This window comes from Lysobacter sp. yr284 (assembly GCF_900107375.1).
GTDB lineage: Bacteria > Pseudomonadota > Gammaproteobacteria > Xanthomonadales > Xanthomonadaceae > Lysobacter.
Genome location: NZ_FNPT01000001.1, coordinates 270,604 through 290,732, shown reverse-complemented (window position 1 = coordinate 290,732; position 20,129 = coordinate 270,604). Strand labels below are relative to the sequence as shown.

At 65.1% G+C, this 20,129-nt stretch carries 20 protein-coding genes; all 20 read left to right on the top strand.

Going from position 1 to position 20,129, the window contains the following annotated elements; translation table 11 throughout:
• Positions 1-42 precede the first annotated feature (42 nt).
• Positions 43-483 carry a hypothetical protein gene (locus BLV01_RS01060; protein ID WP_231736084.1) on the top strand — a complete coding sequence of 147 codons (441 nt, stop codon included), beginning with the start codon at positions 43-45 and terminating at the stop codon, positions 481-483.
• A 78-nt stretch (positions 484-561) separates the two neighbouring features.
• Positions 562-1,578, top strand: coding sequence for a VirB8 family type IV secretion system protein (locus tag BLV01_RS01055; protein WP_091793284.1), 1,017 nt, complete (start codon positions 562-564; stop codon positions 1,576-1,578).
• The gene (locus tag BLV01_RS01050; RefSeq protein WP_091793282.1) at positions 1,575-2,342 is read left to right on the top strand and encodes a TrbG/VirB9 family P-type conjugative transfer protein; all 768 of its coding nucleotides are present in this window, start codon (positions 1,575-1,577) and stop codon (positions 2,340-2,342) included. Before BLV01_RS01055 ends, BLV01_RS01050 begins: the two co-directional genes overlap by 4 nt.
• Before the next feature lie 8 nt (positions 2,343-2,350).
• Positions 2,351-3,568: a TrbI/VirB10 family protein gene (locus BLV01_RS01045; RefSeq protein WP_343124234.1), complete on the top strand. Its 1,218-nt coding sequence runs from the start codon at positions 2,351-2,353 to the stop codon at positions 3,566-3,568.
• A 36-nt stretch (positions 3,569-3,604) separates the two neighbouring features.
• Positions 3,605-4,645 (top strand): P-type DNA transfer ATPase VirB11, encoded by a 1,041-nt coding sequence (gene virB11 / locus BLV01_RS01040; protein WP_091793276.1) that lies wholly within the window; start codon positions 3,605-3,607, stop codon positions 4,643-4,645.
• A 156-nt stretch (positions 4,646-4,801) separates the two neighbouring features.
• The gene (locus tag BLV01_RS01035) at positions 4,802-5,593 is read left to right on the top strand and encodes a lytic transglycosylase domain-containing protein (protein ID WP_175485774.1); all 792 of its coding nucleotides are present in this window, start codon (positions 4,802-4,804) and stop codon (positions 5,591-5,593) included.
• 180 nt (positions 5,594-5,773) lie between these two features.
• On the top strand, positions 5,774-6,139 hold the full coding sequence (locus BLV01_RS01030) for a TrbC/VirB2 family protein (RefSeq protein WP_091793271.1): 366 nt from the start codon (positions 5,774-5,776) through the stop codon (positions 6,137-6,139).
• Positions 6,132-6,440 (top strand): VirB3 family type IV secretion system protein, encoded by a 309-nt coding sequence (locus BLV01_RS01025; protein ID WP_091793270.1) that lies wholly within the window; start codon positions 6,132-6,134, stop codon positions 6,438-6,440. The genes BLV01_RS01030 and BLV01_RS01025 overlap by 8 nt, the downstream gene beginning before the upstream one ends.
• Positions 6,441-6,560: 120 nt before the next feature.
• The gene (locus BLV01_RS01020) at positions 6,561-9,014 is read left to right on the top strand and encodes a VirB4 family type IV secretion/conjugal transfer ATPase (RefSeq protein WP_091793268.1); all 2,454 of its coding nucleotides are present in this window, start codon (positions 6,561-6,563) and stop codon (positions 9,012-9,014) included.
• 88 nt (positions 9,015-9,102) lie between these two features.
• Positions 9,103-9,870, top strand: a complete 768-nt coding sequence (locus BLV01_RS01015) for a hypothetical protein (protein ID WP_139178367.1) — start codon at positions 9,103-9,105, stop codon at positions 9,868-9,870.
• 38 nt (positions 9,871-9,908) lie between these two features.
• Positions 9,909-10,679 carry a hypothetical protein gene (locus tag BLV01_RS01010; RefSeq protein WP_091793264.1) on the top strand — a complete coding sequence of 257 codons (771 nt, stop codon included), beginning with the start codon at positions 9,909-9,911 and terminating at the stop codon, positions 10,677-10,679.
• A gap of 105 nt (positions 10,680-10,784) precedes the next feature.
• On the top strand, positions 10,785-11,870 hold the full coding sequence (locus tag BLV01_RS01005; protein WP_091793262.1) for a TrbL/VirB6 family protein: 1,086 nt from the start codon (positions 10,785-10,787) through the stop codon (positions 11,868-11,870).
• A 177-nt stretch (positions 11,871-12,047) separates the two neighbouring features.
• Entirely contained in the window at positions 12,048-12,569 is a 522-nt protein-coding gene (locus BLV01_RS01000; protein WP_175485723.1) for a DUF4189 domain-containing protein, read from the top strand.
• 211 nt (positions 12,570-12,780) lie between these two features.
• Positions 12,781-13,296, top strand: a complete 516-nt coding sequence (locus tag BLV01_RS00995) for a DUF4189 domain-containing protein (protein WP_091793258.1) — start codon at positions 12,781-12,783, stop codon at positions 13,294-13,296.
• A gap of 347 nt (positions 13,297-13,643) precedes the next feature.
• Complete coding sequence (locus tag BLV01_RS00990; protein ID WP_175485722.1) at positions 13,644-14,171, top strand: DUF4189 domain-containing protein; 528 nt, start codon at positions 13,644-13,646, stop codon at positions 14,169-14,171.
• Between the two features lie 338 nt (positions 14,172-14,509).
• Complete coding sequence (locus BLV01_RS00985) at positions 14,510-15,256, top strand: hypothetical protein (protein WP_139178365.1); 747 nt, start codon at positions 14,510-14,512, stop codon at positions 15,254-15,256.
• An 87-nt stretch (positions 15,257-15,343) separates the two neighbouring features.
• The gene (locus tag BLV01_RS00980; protein WP_254782468.1) at positions 15,344-16,654 is read left to right on the top strand and encodes a peptidoglycan-binding domain-containing protein; all 1,311 of its coding nucleotides are present in this window, start codon (positions 15,344-15,346) and stop codon (positions 16,652-16,654) included.
• A 397-nt stretch (positions 16,655-17,051) separates the two neighbouring features.
• A complete protein-coding gene (locus tag BLV01_RS00975; protein WP_091793252.1) occupies positions 17,052-17,762 on the top strand; it encodes a hypothetical protein in 711 nt (236 codons plus the stop codon).
• 71 nt (positions 17,763-17,833) lie between these two features.
• Positions 17,834-19,006: a glucosaminidase domain-containing protein gene (locus tag BLV01_RS00970; protein WP_091793250.1), complete on the top strand. Its 1,173-nt coding sequence runs from the start codon at positions 17,834-17,836 to the stop codon at positions 19,004-19,006.
• Positions 19,007-19,584: 578 nt separating this feature from the next.
• Positions 19,585-20,085 (top strand): hypothetical protein, encoded by a 501-nt coding sequence (locus BLV01_RS00965; RefSeq protein ID WP_091793248.1) that lies wholly within the window; start codon positions 19,585-19,587, stop codon positions 20,083-20,085.
• The last annotated feature ends 44 nt before the right edge of the window (positions 20,086-20,129 follow it).

The following is a 20,129-nucleotide window of genomic DNA, read 5'->3' as shown; positions in this document are numbered from 1 at the left end:
GGCGCGGCTCCGACCGGACGAGTGCGCGTACAAGATCAACCTATGGCAGGGGATAGCGTGAGAAATTCAATTGCAACCAGCCCGCGTCTGTGGACTGCGATCGCCTTGACGGTCGCCCTGGCGGGCTGCGCCACTCGTCCGGCGCCCGACTTCGGCGGCCGCTGGAAGCCGGTGAACCGCTATGCGGAAGTCCCCGACGAGATTCCGCTGCACAAGTCCTACGTGTACTACCCGTCGCCGATGGACGGTACGCTGAAGAACATGCTCACCCGCTGGTCCAAGGACGCGAATCTGAAGCTGGATTACCAGCACTATTCGGATTTCACCCTGTTCCAGGGCGTGTCCCAGATCAACACCACCAGCCTGCCGGACGCGATTTCGCAGCTCAACAGCGCGTACTCGGGCCATGGTGTGTCGATCAGCCGCGAAGGCGAGCAGATCGTGGTGCGCTCGTCGGGCGCGCCGGCTCCGGCCTCGCCGTAACCGCGCATCGTGGCCATGGCGGGAGACGGAGCGTCGCTCCGGCTCCCGCATAGCGCAAACCCAGGGGATGCAGCACAGATGTTCGGAAAGAACAAGAACGTTACTCCGCAAGTGGAGAACGCGGTCGCCAAGGCGGTCAACTACGAGGTCACCGTCGCCGACCTCGCGCGCCGCAGCGAGAAACGCGCGTGGATGGTCGCCTTCGCGTCCATCGTCATGGCGCTGATCCTCGCCGGCGGTTACTTCTACTTCCTGCCGTTGAAAGAGAAGGTGCCGTATCTGGTGATGGCCGACGCCTACACCGGCCAGGCGACCATCGCGCGCCTGCGCGACGACTTCAGCAAGAACAGCATCACGGCCAACGAAGCCATCAACAAGAGCAACCTCTCGCACTTCGTGATGGCGCGCGAGTCCTACGACTATTCGCAGATCGGCGACCGCGACTGGGCGACGGTGCACGCGATGGGCGCCGAAGGGGTCAACAAGGCCTACGAGGCGATCTACTCGCAGACCAACCCGCAGAACCCGATCACCTTGTTCGGCAAGACCAAGACGATCCGCGTGCGCATCCTCAGCATCCAGCTGCACAGCGATCCGGATTCCAAGGTCAAGAACGCGACCGTGCGCTTCCAGCGCTCGCTGTTCAACAAGGAAAACGGCGGCCAGCAGCTGATGGACAGCAAGATCGCGGCCATCGAATACACCTACAAGTCCAACCTGAAGATGGACGACGCCAGCCGCGTCCTCAATCCGTTGGGCTTCCAGGTCAGCGGCTACCGCGTCGACAACGACTACGCGCCGGCGCCGCCGCCGCCGCCGGACTACCCGGTCGGCGCCACCAGCACCAACGCCGCAGCGCCCGCCGCCGCGCCCGCGCCCGCGCCGATGGTGATCGACCCGGCCACCGGCCAGCCCGTTCCGGCGCCGGCCGCCTATCCGCCCGGTACCGTGCCGCCGCAGCCGGGAACGGTGCCGCAGCAACAGCCTGGCGTCGCGCCGCAGCCCGGCGTCCCGAATCCCGCCTATCCGGCCGGCGCGCCGGCGGCACCTGCACCTGCACCGACCGGTACTGCGAATGGAGTCAGCACCCGATGAACTGCTTGCGTAAACAAAGCCTGATCGCCCTGTTGCTGCTGGCGATCTCCGGTCTGGCCCTGCCTGCCTCGGCGCAGGTGGTGCAGGAATACGAATACGAAGCCAATCGCATCTACCAGGTGCGCACCGGCCTGGGCATCACCACCCAGATCGAGTTGAGCCCGAGCGAGAACATCCTCGACTACAGCACCGGCTTCAGCAGCGGCTGGGATCTCAGCCGTCGCGACAACATCTTCTATCTGAAGCCGAAGAACGTCGACGTCGACACCAACATGATGATCCGGACGACGACGCACTCGTACATCCTGGAACTGAAGGTGGTCGCGACCGACTGGCGCGTGCTCGAGCAGGCCAAGCAGGCCGGCGTGCAGTACAAGATCAAGTTCGTGTATCCCAACGGCACCGAGTTCTCCGCCGCCAAGGAAAGCGCCGAGCAGACGGCGACCGAGCTGAACACCACGCTGGACAAGAACCGGCTGTACAACTTCGACTACCAGTTCTCCAGCCGCAAGAAGCAGTCCTGGCTGGTGCCGACCAACGTCTACGACGACGGTCAGTTCACCTATATCAAGATCAACGCGTTGAAGGATCTGCCGACCGGCAATTTCCCCGCAGTGTTCGGGCGCGAGCGCGAAGGCAGCGAGGACTTCGTGGTCAACACCACGGTCGAGGGCAATACCATCATCGTGCACGGCACGTATCCCTATTTGATCATCCGTCACGGCAACAACGTCGTCGGTCTGCGCAGGAAGAAGCAGAAATGAGCCAGAACATGCCTCCCAATCAGCCAGGCCAGCCCGACAACGGCAATCCCCAGGATGGCGGCAGCTACGGCTACGCCGGCGCCAACCCCTACTACGGCCAGCAGCAGGGCGGCGAAGCCGCCGCGCCGAACCTCGACGCCAACGCGCCGCTGCTCAAGAGCACCGACGTGCAGCGGCTGAACCGCAAGGCGCTGCTGTTCCTCGGCGGCATCGTGCTGCTGTTGCTGGTGGTCGCGTTCTTCCTGCTCAAGAGCGCCACCGGCAGCGACGACAAGCCGAAGAAGGTCGACGAGGAAGTCATCAGCGTGCCGGACGCGCCGGTCACCACCCAGCAGCCGCCGGCGCCGTTGCCGCCGCTGCCGCAGGAGCCGGTGCCGGTCGAGCCGATCCCGGTCGCGCCGCAGCAGCCGCAACAGCAGCAGCGCGCCGAAGGCGAAGCCGACATGCGCGATCGCGGCCCGAGCCTGATCGAGCGCCGGATGGCGGGCGACGGTTCGTCCGGCGGCGGCAATGGCGCCTCCGACGGCATGACCCCGGCCGACCAGCAGTACCTGCAGGCGCTGACCCAGCAGCAGAACGGCGGCCAGGCTCCGGCCCGTCCCGAACGCGAGCAGGCGACCTCGGCCCAGCCGCTGTACAACCCCGACACCCTGTTGCTGCGCGGCACCTACATCCGCTGCGTGATGGAGACCCGCATCGTCACCGACGTGCCGGGCTTCACCTCCTGCGTGGTCACCGAGCCGATCTACTCGGTCAACGGCCGCCGCCTGCTGCTGCCGAAGGGCTCGAAGGTCTCCGGTCGTTACCAGAACAACAACGGCGACATCAAGCGCGTGGCGGTGGTCTGGGATCGCATCACCACCCCGACCGGCCTGGACGTCAACATGGCCAGCCCGGGCGTGGACAACCTCGGCGGCGCCGGCATCCCCGGCCAGTACGACGCACACTGGGGCAGCCGCATCGCCTCGGCGCTGCTGATCAGCCTGATCAGCGACGCGTTCAAGTACGCCGGCGCGAAGAACGGTCCGGAAAGCACCACCGCGACCCCGGGCGGCACCGTGATCACCCAGCCGTACGAGAGCAACACCGCCAAGGCCATGGAGCGTCTCGCCAACCAGGCCCTGGACAAGAGCGTCAACCGTCCGGCGACGATCACCATCAACCAGGGCACCATCGTGAACATCTACGTCGCCAAGGACGTGGACTTCTCCTCGGTCCTGCGTTGATCCGCAGCGCGACGCACAGCAGAACGAACACAGGCAATGGATTCGGATAATTCACCGATCGCGCAGGTTTCCAACGACTTCCTGGACTACCAGTACCAGGTGCTCGGCATCCTCGAGTACATGAGTTCGCCGGACGTCACGGAAATCTGCATCAACCGCCCGGGCGAGCTGTACCTGGAAACCCGCGCCGGTTGGCAACGCCTGGAGGTGCCGAGCCTGACGTTCGATCGGGCCCGGCAGTTCTGCACCGCGGTGGTCAACGAGAGCAATACCGGCCAGCGCATCACCGATGCCGATCCGGTGGTCTCGTTGACCTTCCCGACCGGCCAGCGTGCCCAGTTCGTGATTCCGCCGGCCTGCGACGCCGGCAAGGTGTCGATCACGATCCGCCTGCCGTCCAAGCACAACAAGACCCTGCAGCAGTACCAGGACGACGGGTTCTTCCAGCAGATCCTGGAAAGCACCGCGGCGGTCAGCGAGCAGGACCGCGAGCTGCTGGAGATCCGCGGCCAGCGCAACTACGCCGAGTTCTTCAAGAAAGCGGTGCAGTACAAGAAGAACATCGTCGTCGCCGGCGCCACCGGCAGCGGCAAGACGACCTTCATGAAATCGCTGGTTGGTCACATTCCGGACTACGAGCGCCTGGTCACCATCGAGGACGCCCGCGAGCTTTTCATCACCCAGCCCAATGTCGTGCACTTGCTCTACTCGAAAGGTGGACAAAGTACGAGCAACGTGACGGCGAAGAGTTGCATGGAAGCCTGCCTGCGCATGAAGCCAGACCGCATCATCCTGGCCGAGTTGCGCGGCGACGAATCGTTCTACTTCATCCGAAACTGCGCATCCGGTCATCCAGGTTCCATCACCAGCTGCCATGCTGGCAGTACGGCGCAAACCTGGGACCAGCTGGCACTGATGGTGAAGGCGTCGAACGAGGGGTCGGGTCTGGAGTTCGCGGTGATCAAGCGCCTGTTGATGCTGACGATCGACATCGTCGTCCACATCAAGGCCCATGCGGGGCAGCGCCACATCACCGGCATCGACTTCAACCCGGAGCGCCAGCTCGCCGCGAACTGACGGCGATGGGGCAGGGCGGCGTTGACAAAGCTGGCTGAAACGTGAATGATAGCGTTGGCGATTTGGGTTCGCAGCCCTGTCGCTATCCATCTCAATAATGGACGGGGAGTGACGCCAGGGTTGGCGGACGGGGGGAGCTAGGGAATGTTGCCCGGGATAGAACTTACAAATTGCACGGGCTTGGCGGTTCCGCACGAGGTGATGCACCACGTCGTGCGCGTGGAATCGTCTTTCAACCCCTACGCCATCGGCGTGGTCGGCGGGCGCTTGGTGCGCCAGCCCAAGACCCTGTCCGAGGCGGTCGCGACCGTGCGCATGCTCGAGCGTCGCGGTTACAACTTTTCTCTCGGCGTCGCCCAGGTCAATCGCTACAACCTCGGCAAGTACGGCCTGGATTCCTACGAGAAAGCCTTCGACGTCTGCCCGAACCTGCAGGCCGGCTCGCGCATCCTGGCCGAGTGCTACACGCGCTCGCAGGACTGGGGCAAGTCGTTCAGCTGCTACTACTCGGGCAACTTCGTTACCGGGTTCCGCCACGGCTACGTACAGAAGATCTACGCCTCGATGCGCAAGGGCCAGGTCGCTGCGGCCGACGCCGGCGCCATCGCGGTGGTCGACAATCCCGCGCCGGGCGCCGCCCGCGCCGCGGCCGCGCCGGCCGCGAGCGCTTACGCGCCGGCCCGCCGCAGCGGCAATTCGCGCCTGGATTCGGTCGCCCCCGCGCAGGTGCGCGAGCCCGATACCGCCGCGACCCAGGCCGCCGCTTCCGCCGCGGCGATGGGCGTGGCCCGCGTCGCGCCGATGGCCGTCGCCCAGCCGATGCCGGCGGCCGCGCTGCCGCAACTGCAGCAGCCGGTGACCGTGTCGATGGCGCGCCCGGGCGCCGCCGCGCCGGCCCGTCCTCCCGCCCAGCCGCCTTCGCAAGGCGACCAGGCCTTCGTTTTCTAGTCGTAAGCTTTCAGCACGCCTGCCTTATTTCGATCCGCTTGCAGTCGATTCCATCGTTGAATCCGTAACCCGCATCGAACCGAAACCGCACTGCCAGTACCGTTTTTCCTCCACCGACCGCGTCACCTACGTTCCAAGCTCGATCTCGATTTCGCCCACAACGAACAGAAGGGATATCTCATGAACTCCAACCTCTACCTCAAGAACTTCCTGTCCGCGTTCCTGATGGCCACCGTGTTCGTCGCTCTGCTGATGCTGCCGGAAGTCAGCTTCGCCCAGACCGACGCGAAGGCGCGCGTGTCCAACTTCATGAACAACCTGAACTCGCTGCTGAACATCGCTTCGGTGGCGATCGTGACGATCGCGGTGATCTTCGCCGGCTACGGCATCGCCTTCGCCCACAAGCGTCTGTCGGACGTCGCCCCGGTCCTGATCGGCGGCTTCCTGATCGGCGCCGCCGCCCAGCTGGCCAAGATGGTCATCCCGGAAAACGTCGGCTCCGACACCACCACGATGGTGATGGCCGTTCTGCAGAACTATGCATAAGAACGTGCTGTTCAGGGGTTGTACGCGTCCGGCCATGTTCCTGGGCGTGCCGTACATCCCCTTTACGTTCGGAGCGGGCGCCTGCCTGCTCCTGACGTTCTACGTCGACATGTTCTGCATCCTGCTGTTGCCGATCGTCATCTTCATCATGCGCCAGATGGCGCGCCGCGATGAAATGATCTTCCGCTTGCTGGGGCTGCGCATGCAGTTCCGCATGCGGATGCGGAACCTGCAGCAGCATCAGGGCATGTGGGTGTTCACGCCCAATTACTATCGCGGTCCGGGCGACAAGAAACACTGAAAATGACCGTACCGCAGCCGCCGTGCGCATCGCGCATGGCGGCTGCACCGGTTCGGGAACCCTAGCCCCGGATCGGTTGTGTCGTCCCTGTTACCCAATCACGGAAAGCACCCGCCCTTCATGTTCACGCCCGATACTCCCATCAGCGAATTCATTCCGCTGTCCACGCATGTGGCGCCCACCGTGATCAAGACCACGGGAGGCGACTTCATGTTGGTATGGCGCCTGGGCGGCTTGCCGTTCGTGGGCCGCGAGGAATGGGAGCTCGAGCACCGCCACAACACCTTCAACCGGCTGCTGCAGACCCTGCGCGCGCCGGACTTCACCAACGTGGCGTTCTGGGTGCACGACGTGCGCCGCCGCCGCCGCATCAGCACCGAGAACAAGTTCGACCAGCTGTTCAACCAGAACATGTCCGACGGCTACTACGCCTCGCTGTCGGCGCAGAAGCTGATGCAGAACGAGCTGTACATGACCATGCTGTACCGGCCGATCGTCGGCAGCAAACGCTTCGTGGAGAAGTCCACCAGCGTGCAGATGCTGCAGGAACAGCAGGATCAGTCGGTGGCCAAGGTGCTGGAGCTGGCCGGCAACGTCGAGGCGGTGATCAAGGACTACGCGCCGTACCGCCTGGGCATGTACGAGGCCAAGAACGGCGTCGTGTTCTCCGAGGCGCTGGAGTTCTTCGGCTACCTGCTCAACCGCCTGGACGAGCCGGTGCCGGTGCTCAACGCGCCGGTCTACAACTACCTGCCGGTGAGCCGCCTGACCCTGTCGGCCAAGACCGGCGACTTCGTCGTCACCACGCCGACCGGCGTCAACAACTTCGGCGCGATCCTCAACGTCAAGGAGTACGCCGAGGGCACCTATCCCGGCATCCTCAACGGCTTGAAGTACCTCGACTTCGAGTACGTCATCACCCATTCGTTCAGCCCGATGGGGCGCCAGGACGCGCTCAAGGTGCTCGACCGCACCAAGGGCATGATGGTGTCCTCCGGCGACAAGGCGGTCAGCCAGATCGTCGAGCTCGACTACGCGATGGACCAGCTCGCCTCGGGCAACTTCGTGCTCGGCGAGTATCACTTCACCTTCGCCATCTACGCCGAAAGCCAGGAAAAGCTGGCGGCCCAGGTCGCCGCCGCGCGCGCCGAGCTGTCCAACGCCGGCTTCGTCTCGGCCAAGGAGGACATGGCGATCGCCGCGTCCTTCTATTCGCAGTTCCCGGCCAACTGGAAGTACCGCACGCGGGTGGCCAACGTCAGCTCGCTGAACTTCCTCGGCCTGTCGCCGCTGCACAACTTCGCCACCGGCAAGCAGCACAACAACCCGTGGGGCGACAGCGTGACCACGCTGCAGACCACCAACGGCCAGCCGTACTACTTCAACTTCCACGCCACCCATCCGGCCGAGAATTCGCTGGGCGAGAAGGCGATCGCCAACACCATGGTGATCGGCAAGTCCGGTACCGGCAAGACCGCGCTGATCAACTTCCTGCTCAGCCAGGTGCAGAAGCTCAAGCCGACGCCGACGATCTTCTTCTTCGACAAGGACCGCGGCGCGGAGATCTTCGTGCGCGCCTGCGGCGGCAACTACCTGGCGCTGGACAACGGCCAGCCGACCGGCTTCAACCCGTTCCAGTGCGAGAACAACGAGACCAACGTCCAGTTCCTCGCCGATCTGATCAAGGTGCTGGCCAACAAGTCGCAGTATTCGGCGCGCGAGGACGAGGACATCTTCCGCGCGGTCGAGAACATCCTCGACACGCCGATGCACCTGCGCAGCATGACCAACTTCCAGAAGAGCCTGCCCAACATGGGCGACGACGGCCTGTATGCGCGCCTGCGCAAGTGGACCGCCGGCAACTCGCTGGGGTGGGTGTTCGACAACCCGGTGGACACGATCAACCTGGAGAAGGCGAACATCATCGGCTTCGACTACACCGATGTCATCGACAACGTCGAGGTCCGCGTCCCGGTCATCAACTATTTGCTGCACCGTCTGGAGCAATTGATCGACGGACGCCCGCTAATCTACGTCATGGACGAGTTCTGGAAGATCCTCGACGGCGGCGGCGCCCTCAAGGATTTCGCCAAGAACAAGCAAAAGACCATCCGTAAGCAGAACGGCCTGGGCATTTTCGCCACGCAGAGCCCGGAAGATGCGCTGGCCAGCGACATCTCCGCCTCGCTGATCGAACAGACCGCGACGCTGATCCTGCTGCCGAACCCGAACGCCAGCCGCGAGGACTACATGGAAGGCCTCAAGCTGACCGACGCGGAGTACGAAGTGGTGAAGAACCTGGACGAGCGCTCGCGCTGCTTCCTGGTCAAGCAGGGTCATGCGGCGACCGTGTGCCAGCTCAACCTGCGCGGCATGGACGACGCCCTGGCGGTCATCTCGGCCTCGACCGACAACATCGAAATCATGCACCGCGTCCTGCAGAACGCCGCCGACAAGGCCGGCGTCAGCCCGGACGATCTGACCCCCGAGCAGTGGCTGGCCGATTTCTACGCCAACCGCAAGGGCTCGGGCAAGGGCAAGGCAGTGGCGGAGGAGCGGAAGGCCAGGGCCTGAGCGCCGCGGCTGTTCCGTTCTACAATAGTACGAGCGTTCTGGCGTTGTTCAGCCTTTGGGATAGGGATACCGGGAGGAGAATCGACCGATGAAAATCAAATCGTATGTTTGGTCGACGTTGGCGCCGTTGTTGCTCGGCCTGCTCGCGGTGTTCGCGCCGCGTCCGGCCCAGGCGCAGGCGTTCACCTGCTACATGTACTACGGAAAGCTGGTCGGCATCTGCAACACCGAGGGCAGCCAGATTTTCAACAAGGCGCAGATGATCAAGAACGTCGGCTCCGAGTTGAACAAGATCAACCGGATGAAGCAGCAGCTGGAGCAGGAAAAGGCCCGCTTCGAGCAGCTCAACCCCGGCAGCCTGAACATCGGCTCCATCGCCGGCAACCGCGAGTTCGGCGACCTCAAGCCGCGCGACGTCAACGAGGGGCGCGACGAGACCTGCCATAAAGGCAAAAGCAGCGTCGCCGAAGAGCAGTACAAGGTGTGCGTGAACGCGGTGCAGCTGCGCAACAAGCGTTTCAACGTGATGGTGCAGATGTTCAAGGACATCGACGAGCGCGACCGCAAGATCCAGAAGATCCGCAGCGATCGCGCCGGCATCTCCGGTCCCAAGGACAACGGCAGGCTGGCCGGCAACGACAACGCCAGCAAGACCATCGACGCGGCCATGATGAACGACATGCAGAGCTACGTCGCGACGATGGAGCTGTACACGACGATGCTGAAGACCTTGGACGATCAAATGGCCTTGCTCGCCAACAAGGCCTTGGCCAACAAGGGCAGTGTTCTGGGCGGGGTGGTGCAGGGGGCCGCGCTGAAGGCGGGCCTCGCGGCGGCCGAAAGCCGCGACCTGTGACGCCCCCCTTCCATATCGACGATTAAGGACATCCGATCATGAACCAGACGACCACTCAGCGTCTTTCGATCCTGCCCCTGGCCCTGGCCGTTGTGGTGGCCGGCGCGGCCGCGCTGGCGCCGGTTCCGGCGCAGGCGTTCTACGCCTCGGAAATCACCCAGGTCCTCAACAAGGTCCAGCTGCAGGCGCAGAACATGAAGCTGGTGCAGCAGCTGACCGAGCTGCGCAACCAGGTCACCCAGCTCAAGGCCCAGTTCGACCAGCTCAACCCGGGCAACTTCCAGCTCGGCAGCCTGACCGGCTTCCGCGACAAGGAAAGCCAGGAGCTCAGCGAGCGCCTGCCGGCCGCGAGCTACGGCCTGGACGAATCCTGCCAGAAGGGCAAGAGCAGCGTCGCCGACGACCAGTACAAGGTCTGCGCCAAGCGCGTCGAGATCAGCAACCTGCGCTTCAACGCGATGGTCAAGATGCTCAAGGAAGTGAAGAAGCGCGACGAGCAGATCGAAAAGCTCATGAACGACCGCAAGACCCTGACCGGCCCGGAGAACAAGGGCAAGCTGGACGCCAACACCAACCAGGTCATGCAGTTGCAGGCGCAGATGGAGAACGACATCCAGAACGGCAAGACCACCCTGGATACGTACACCACCATCCTGCAGACCCTCGACGACGACATGGTCGCGCTGGCCCAGCGCGCGCTGACCAACAAGCCCGGCGGCAAGGGCTGGCTGAGCAGCATGGCCGGCGCCGCGGTGCAGGGCATTGCGCTCAAGGCGGGCCTGAAGGCGGCCGAGAGCCGCGACCTCTGATCCGCTCCGGGCGCCGCTGCCTAGGGGGCGCGGCGTCCGGCTAACGAAGCAATCGCATAGGACCGGCCGGGCGCAGCGCCCGCCGACGGAGACGGAAACACACGTATGGACAGCCACATGGTGTCGTTCGGGGCCAGTTCCTTGATGGACTGGATGCAGGCGGCGGATCTGCCGAACATGGCCTTCTTCGCCCTCATCAAGGATCATCTGGACACCATGATCCTGCAGTTCCAGGGCAGGTTGTTGAACCGGGTCGGCAAGATCATCGGCGCGTTCGCTGCGACCGTGGTCACGCTGTGGATCCTGGTCCAGGGCTTCCGCATCGCCACCGGCCAGTCGCGCGAGCCGATGATGGCGCTGGTGGTCAACTCGCTGAAGTCGGTGTTGATCGTCGGCATCGCCCTGTCGGCCGCGGTCACCGCGGACAAGAGCTACGAAGCGTTGACCGACGGCCTGTCGAAGGTGGTCCGCGAGGTCATGACCGGCCGCACCGACGACGGCCCGTACGCCGACATGGACAAGGTGCTGGGCGTGCTGCAGGTCGGTATCGAGTTGGTGAACTCCATCGACGTCGGCGGCGACGTGATGACCAACGACACCAAGCAGAAATCCATGACCATGATCGGCGTCGGCCTCGGCGGCCCGGTGATCATGGCCATGATCGCGATGATGCTCAACAAGATCGCTATGGCCCTGTTCATAGGACTTGGACCATTCTTCATCCTGTGTTTGCTGTTCGACCAGACGAAGGCGTTGTTCCAGAAATGGTTGTTCTATGGCATAGCCACGATGATGTCGATGGCGGTGCTGATCACCATGACCACCATCGCGATCGACCTGATCCTGGCAGTAGGCGCGGCGTTCTGGGTCCCGAGCATGATTCCGGGCCTGGGTACGAACAAAGAAAGCTTGATGAGCATGGCGTTGCAGCAGGGCGGTCTGGGCACGATCCTGTCGGCCCTGATCCTCGCCGCACCGCCGATGGCGGGTGCGTTCTTCAACGGTGTGATGGGTTCGTTCTACGGCGCCAACTCGTTCGGCGGCGAAGCCTTCAGGCCGCAGAGCAGCGGCGGTGGCGGCGGCGCGTATCCGCCCGGGCATGCCGGCAATGTCGGCAGCAACTACTCCGGCGGTCCGACCAACACCAATGCCAATCGCAATCCGTCGAGGCAGGGTGCGGGAATGAACTGAGGAACGTCTGGGCAATTCCCTTCGGGGATGGTTCAGACGATCCAGGCTTAGCTAGCGCCTAGCTTTTCGCCTGATCGGATGTTCATCCCTTAGCTTGTGCCCTGCATCACTCTAGGGCGCGTCTGGCGAATTGCCCGGATGTTCCACTCAGGATCTTCTGCTGCCAACAGGTACCTTATGAAGCTCACGATTGCCACGATCGGAATTGGACTGCTCTTCAACAGCGCCTTCGCTTTTGCCGAGCAGGGTTGCCCGGACGGTTTCATGCCGAATGCCGCAGGTACTCCCGGGCTTCAGTGCATCCAGATTCCTGGTCAAACTCGTCCCGGTATGGATGTCGGCGCGCAAGCCGAACCCAATTGGGAGACGAGGTGGGGAGCGATCGCTTACGACCCTGAGCATGGCTCGGTTGGTATTTCCAGCGAGCAGACCAGCAGGCGCAAAGCGGTGAAGGGAGCGCTGGCGCACTGCAAGTCCAAGGGTGGCGTTGCGTGTGCGCTGAACATCGCCTACTACAATCAATGCGTTGCTGTAGTTTCCGGTCCTTCGCCTGCAGGAAGCGGGGTGTTGATGAATTCCGCGAGTGCTGTGACCAAGCAAGAGGCGGAGAAGCTCTCGACCGAGACCTGCGTGAAGGATACTCAGGCGAAGTGCACGACGTTCTATACCGGATGCAGTTACCCGGTTCGGGGCGACTGATTCAGCCGGATATCCCTTACAAATCAGCGCCCTTCGGGGCGCTTTTTTGTGGCAATGATGTCAGTAGGTCAGTGTTCCAAAGACTCTGGTGCCGCCTGCGGGATCTCTTATTCCGGATGTAGCACCGCGCAGCGAGTGCAGTAGTCTTTGGGGCGTACGCGTTCGGCTCCTGTCTTGGGTGTCTGGCTGCGTCAGGGTTCGGTCGAGGTCGATGGAAATGAAGAATTTCGCTGGCTTTCTGATGTTGGTTTCGGCTTTGGCGCTTCCTCGCCTGGCCGGGGCGGAAGACGGTTGCCCAACCGGCTTCGTCCCCAACGCCGCGGGTACGCCCAACGCCCAGTGCATCCCTGCGGGCGGCCTGGGATACAGCGGCTCGTCGGAGTCGGCAGTCAAATGGGAGCGCCGCTGGGGAGCGTTCGCGCTCGACCAGCCCACCGGGAAGATCGGCGTGGCGACGGCGATGGGCAGCAAACCCAAGGCCGAGAAAGAAGCGCTGCGGGATTGCCAGGCGCGCGGCGGTTCGGGCTGCAAGGTGATGCTCGCCTTCACCAACCAATGCGGTGCCATCGCTTCGGGCAAGGACGTCAATGGCGGCTTTGAGATTTCTGCCGCCGGCGGTGTGAATGCGGCCGCAGCGAAGAGTTCGGCGTTGGAGCGGTGCGGGCAGAAGGCCGGTGCTTGCGAGATATTCCTGTCGGAATGCAGCTATGCCGAGCAGGTTCAATAAGCTCGGTCGGAATGTTCTGCCGCAATCGGCGCCTTAGGGCGCCGATTGTGTTTTGGGCGTTTGCGTAGAAGCCGTGGACTTTTGATCTGCCTGAGGCACTGCGCCTGGTGGGTGCGCTCGTCGCTGAACTGCCGGTCCTTGGGCCGAGCGACGTAAACTGCCGCAGATCTTCGTCTCGCTGACGTAGAGTGCGCTGCGGAGCCGCCGGCTCGGGTCGTGGTTCTTCAGGCGCGGCCTCTGCGGCGATACCCCGGCGCGTTGCGACTGATTGGTGCGGCGCAAGACGCTGGGCAGGCATGGATAACGCTCGCCTTCTCCGATTCTCATCAAGGAACGAGGTTTCGATCATGCAGTTTCGACATTTGGCGCTTGCCGGCATCCTCCTGGCCGGTGTGTGGACCCAGGCCAGGGCCGAGCAGGGCTGCCCGGACGGCTTCACTCCGAATCCGGCGCCGACCGGTACGCCGGGCACGAACCAGTGCATTCCTGTCGGCAGCTTCGGCGGAAGCCTGGACTACTCCGGTTGGAACAACAGCTACGGCGCGATTTACTTCGACTCCGGCAAGGGGCTGGTCGGTATCGGCGAGGCGCAGAAGAACCGGCGCGGCGCGCGCAAGCAGGCATTGCAGCATTGCCGGTCCAAGGGCGGCACGGACTGCAAGGAAGTGCTGTGGTACTCGAACGGGTGCGCGGCGGTGGCGTGGGGTCCTGGCAAGGCTGGGCAGGGCTTCACGATGGAGGTGCGCAGCCAGGCGACCGTGGGCGCGGCCGTCGCCGCGGCCAAGCAGGCTTGCGCGCCGAACTCGGCCTCGGGCGAGTGCGAGGTGTTCTACTCGGGCTGCAGCGAGCCGGTGCCTTTTTCCGGGCGCCTGTGAATCGGGAGCGCGGGTAGGGAGTGCGTTGGCGGCGCTCGCGATGAGCGCCACGGCGTTGCCGCTTGCGCCGCAACCCGTGTGTCGAGGCCGATCGTTGTTGTCGTTGGCGATAGCGGCCGGGCAGGGTGGAAGCGCTTGCTTCGGGCGCCCTGCGTCCATGGGGCGGCGTGCGGCATTCGCCGCATTCATGCCGTTGGCGATGGACCGCCTGACAGCGAAGGCGCGCGTCCATCGGGCGCTCCATGTCCGCATATCGGCACGTCGCATTCGCCGCAGCCGTTGCACGCAAGTGTGATACAACACCCCCACCTCACGCGCCGCTCGCCGGCGAGGTCCGCATGAAGTATTCGCCCCATTGCGCATTGATGGTCGCCGTGGCCTTGATGGTAGGCTGTAAGCCTGCTTCGGCCCCGTCGTCCGCCCAGACCTCGCCGGCCGCCGCGCCGGCGGCTCCGGCGGCCGCCGCGAACGCGCAAGCTGAGCAAGGAAAGCAGGAAATGAGTCCGCTGCAAGGTCTGCTGGATGTGTTGCTCGCCGAGGGCGGGGCTGCGTGGTCGGCGTTCGAGCGCGTTCCCGGCGTGCAGTGGCGCGATCCGGCGCCGCAGGACAATCCCGATTCCGATGCCCCCGACAACGCGCGCTACCGCGCCGGCACTCTGCTGCTGGGCGGGTACAGCGGCACGATCGAGGTACCCGACGGCAAGATCGGCGCCGAGGCGGGTACGCGCCAGGCCAACGAGGGCGAGGTCGGGGCGACGCTCAACGGCGACGCGCAGCGGGTGCATTCGCTGGTGCTGGTCAAGTTCGAAGCCAGCGAGGACTACCTGCAGGTGCTGCAGCGTCAGTTCGGCGCCGGCGCGACGGTGAAGCCGATCGCTGGGCAGTGTCAGCTCGACTTCGGCACCACGGCCGAGAACACCCAGGCCAATCAATTTTTCGAAGTGCGCTTGACAGACACGAAAATCGTGTATGCTGAGGGCTACGTGGACGACGGCGGCAATCAAGGTCCCGGCACCACGACTTATCAGTTCACCCTAACCAAGCCGGCGCAGAAGATCGCGTCGATGCGTTGCAAGGAGTTCTGAAGCCTCTGACGGAGGCTTGCGGCACCCGGTCCCGGAAAGGACCACACACAACTTATTGATCCAGTCTATCCATATAGGAACAGCATCATGGCTGATAGACGTGAGAAGGCAGCGGCCACTGCCCACGAGTACCACCAGGGTACTATCGCGAGCTTGGACGACGCGATGACCCGGCGATTGGTTGCTTCTACGGTCATGACCGAGAGCAACGGCGGTGATCTGGCCATCACCAACAAGCAAGGCTATGTCGGTCGCTACCAGGCGGGAGCCGGTTGGCTCGCCGATGCCGGCTATCTCAATAAAGACAAGCTCGACGCCGCGATGAAACGCGACGGCTACGACCCTGCCACCGTGCGCGGCGCGGAATGGAAGTGGGCGAGCGCCGGCGGCATGACCCGCTTCCTCGACGACAAGTCCAACTGGAACCAGGGCATGAGCCTGGACCAGTACAAGGGCTCGGCCGAGTTGCAGGACAAGGCCTTCAAGATCAACAGCGACAAGGCCTATCGGCAAGCCGTGAAAGACGGCGTGCTCGACGAGGATTCCAAGCCCGAACTGATCGCCGGCTTCCTCAAGGCGCGCCACATCGCCGGCTACGGCGGGGCCAAGGCCGCGGTCACCGGCGGCCGCGCGATCCGCGACGCCAACGGCACCAGCAACTACGACTACCTGCACGACATCACCCGCAACCGCGACGGCTTGAACGCCTACATGGCGCGCGATCCGAAGACGCTGTCGCGCGGCGACGATGCGCAGCCGGCGCATCCGGCACGCGCTGCGGCGAACGCGCCGGCGATGGCCGACGGCCTGCTCAAGCACGGCGAGCGCGGCGCGGAAGTGCGCGCGATGCAGGAGACGCTCAACAAGCTCGGCTATCGCGACGCGCAGGGCAATGCGCTGCGCGCCGACGGCGACTACGGCGATCGCACCGGCGAATCGCTGCGCACGTTCCAGCGCGCGCATGGGCTCAAGGAGGACGGCGTCGCCGGCCCCAAGACCCTGGACGCGCTCAAGCAGGCGGCGCAATCGCCGCTGCTGTCCAATCCGGCCAATCCCGACAACGCCCTGTACAAGAGCGCAGTCGAGGGGCTGGAAAAGCTCGGCCCGAATGCGTTCAAGAACCGCGAGGATCTCGAACGCGCGGCCGGTACGCTGACCTACGAAGCCAAGATCAGCGGCATCAACCGCATCGATCACATCGTGGCCACCGGCGACGGCTCCGGCCTGTTCGCAGTGCAGGGCGGCCTGAACGATCCGGGCCACCAGCGCATCCACGTCGACAGGCAACAGGCGGCGAACCAGCCGCTCGAGCAGTCGACGTACCAGGTGAAGCTGGACGCTCCGCAGTCGGCCGAACCCACCCAGGACCCGCAAAGAAACCGAAGCCAGGGCCTCTGAGCCGCTGCGGCGCGCGTGCGTCGCGGATCCGCGGATCCGCACGCCGGCGCGTCGCGACGGACTCGGCTGCCCGACGGCGCGCGCGGCTTCGGTCCGCGCGTGCGCAGCTCGCGGCGGTCGCGCTTTCTTCGCTGGCGTTTGGGTCCCACTTGTCGATCGCGAATTCCATGAACTCTTCGAACACATCGGTGCGGCGCCTGTCGGCGCAGGCACCGCGAACCGGCCGCCGCGGCACGCGCCGCGCGACGGTTTCCCCGCATGTCGCGCCGCTGCGGCGCGTCGTGCCCGCGTAGGGGATGGTGCGTCCGCCGGCTTGCCCGGCGGGCGCACCATCCCGCCCCGATCCACCGCGACACCGAAGTCGTTTCGCCTTTCAACCGAAGTCTGGAACCGGCCGATGAATACCCACCGCACCTTCCCGCTGATCGTCGCCACCGTGCTGTCGCTGGGGTTGTCCGCCTGCGATCGCCAACCGGCGGGCGCGCCCGCCTCGCCGATGGCGCAGGCCGACGGCGCGGCCGGTTCCGAACCCGCGGCCCCCGCCGCGTCGACCCCCGCGCCCCCGGCGCCCACCGCGACCGCCCCTGCGAGCACTGCACCGATGAGCACCGAAATTCCGCAAGGCTTTTCCTCCTACGCCTCCGAGTCGATCGGCGACAACAAGCAATGCGTGGCCGGCACCGCCACCGACGAGGACGGCATGAACCAGCGTCCGGTCGCCTACCTGGCGCAGGCCTCGGGCAAGCCGATCTGGACCCGCGTGCTGGACCTGCCCAGCGACACCTATCAGAGCCGCGCCACCCACTGCCTGCGCCAGGGCGATGCGCTGTACGTACTGCTGCAGTCCGACACCCAGCCCGAGCAGTCGCTTTCGCAGACGCTGCTGCGCGTGGTCAAGCTCAACCTCGCCGACGGAGCGGTGCAGGCCGGCGCCGACGTCGTCGTGCCGGGCGCCAAGGGCGCGTATTCGGCGCGGGTGGACGAGGGCGGCAAGCACCTGCGCTGGGACAACGGCAACCTCGTGGTGTCCGGCCAGTATTTCCAACTCGACGCGCCCGACCAGCGCAGCGATTTCACCGCCACGCTCAAGCCCGACCTGAGCCGCTGAGCGCATTCCCTTCGATTTCCGACGGCGCCGGCCGCAGGCCGCGCCCGCACTTTCAGACAAGGAGCTAGACCATGGGCAATAAGGAAGAATTCATCGCCGACCTGTACCCGGCCGCGGTGCGCGTATCCAAGCAGACCGGCATGTCGGCCGAACTGATCCTGGCGCAGGCCGCGTTGGAAACCGGCTGGGGCGAGAAGGTCCTGCCGGGCACCAACAACATCTTCAACATCAAGGACAGCAAGGGTTGGGACGGCCCGACCAAGTCCTTCAACGTGTGGGAGATCGAGGGCGGCAAGAAGGTCTGGAAGGACCAGGACTTCCGCGTCTACGGCTCGATGGACGAAGCCCTGACCGACCGGGTGAAGTTCCTCAAGGAGAACGGCCGCTACACCCGCGCGGGCCTGTTCGAGGAAGGCACCCTGGGCAACCTGGAGAAGGAAGCCAAGGCCCTGCAGAAGGCCGGCTACGCCACCGATCCGCACTACGCCGAGCAGCTGGCGAAGGTGTTCAACGGCCCGACCATGCGTCGCGGCATCGCCCTGGCCGAAGGCCGCGGCGCGCCGGAGCTGCCCGAGCACAAGCCCGGCGAGCACAAGCCCGCGACGCCGGCCAAGCCGGCCGACGCGATGGCCGACGGCCGTCTGCGCCAGGGCGAGGAAGGCCCGGCGGTCAAGGCGATGCAGGAGCGCTTGAACGAACTCGGCTTCCGCGACGCCAAGGGCCAGCCGCTCAAGCCCGACGGCGATTTCGGCGCCGCGACCAAGCACGCCCTGCAGCAGGCGCAGCGCGCCTACGGCCTGGACGACGACGGCGTCGCCGGCCCCAAGACCCTGGACGCGCTGAAGAAGGCGCCGCCGGAGAAGGGCGCGCTGCTGTCGGATCCGGCCAACCGCGACAACGGCATGTACAAGCAGGCGGTGGAAGGGCTGGAGAAGCTCGGCCCCGGTGCGTTCAAGGATCGCGCCGAACTCGAGCGCGCCGCCGGCACCTTGACCTACGAAGCGCGCGTGAGCGGCCTGACCAACATCAACGCCGTCGTCGCCAACGCCAACGGCACCGGCTTGTTCGCGGTGCAGGGCGAGTTGAACGACCCGGCCGCGCGCCGCGTCCACGCCGACAAGGAGCAGGCGGTGAACACGCCGCTGGAGCGTTCCAGCCAGCAGCTCAAGCAGGACGTGCCGGAGCAGCCGAAGGTCGCGCCGGAGCAGACGCAGGAACGCGCGACCAAGACGATGACCGCCTGATTCGCGGACAACGCGGATTCGCGTTGAGGCCTGCGCTGCGAGGACGCGGCGCAGGCCGGAACAAGGACGAAGGCGCCGACCGGCCAGGCCGCGGCGCCGGCGCAGGATGCGCCGCCAGGCAGGACGTGGCGAGGGATCGCGGGCCAGGACGCCAGGTCGAGGACGACCGCTCAGGGACGACGCATCAAGGACGACGCGACATGGATGAGGCAACAAGGACGAGGCGACACGGACGACGCCACTAAGGAAGACGGCAGCCAGGACGGCGCCACAAGGACGAAGGCGGCAAGCACGCGCGACAAGGACGCTGGGCGAGGCAGGACCGCCATGGACGGCGGGCAGGATCGGGACCGGCGATGGATGGCCAACAAAGCAAGGCAGGCCAGGGACGGCCGGGCGAGGGATCGCCGCACAGGCAGCAGCGGGCGCCGGGCAATGGCGCGATCCGGACGTCGTGGCCATGGAGGGCCCGGCGATCGGGGCGGCAGGCGGCCGATGCGGGCGACGTGCCGTCGTGCGCAGAACGTCGACGGCTCGGCTGCGACAGTGATCGAAGTGTTCCAACGAGGAAGCAAGGCATGACATTCACCACTACGCGTTCGTCCCGGATCCTGGCGCTGGCCGCGTTGCTGGCGCTGGCCGGCTGCGACATGGCCTCCAACAGCCCGCCGGCGGCGGCCGCGCAGGAAAAACCGTCCGCGTCCGCTGCGCCCGCGCCCGCCGCGGCGACGACGGCGTGCCCGTCGCAAGACTTCGCCGCGTTCCTGGCCGCGTTCGCCGACAGCGCCGATGTGCAGCGCGCGTTCACCCAGCGGCCGCTGCGCAGCGAGAGCGTCGACGCCAACGCCGATCCCGAGCCCAAGCCGGTGGTGGCGATGCTCGACGGCGACGCGTTGTCGTTCCCGTTGATGCCCAGCCGCGAGAAGCAGCAGGCCGACGGGCTGGTGCTGAGCCAGACCGAGCTCAACGGCGACAAGCAAGTGATGCTGGCCAAGCCCGATACCGATTACCAACTCTCGTTCTTCTTCCGCAAGGGCGAGTGCTGGACCTTGTACCGCATGCGCGACGACTCGCTGTGACCGGGCGGCGCTGACGAACCCCGCTTCGGTCAGCAACGCTTCGA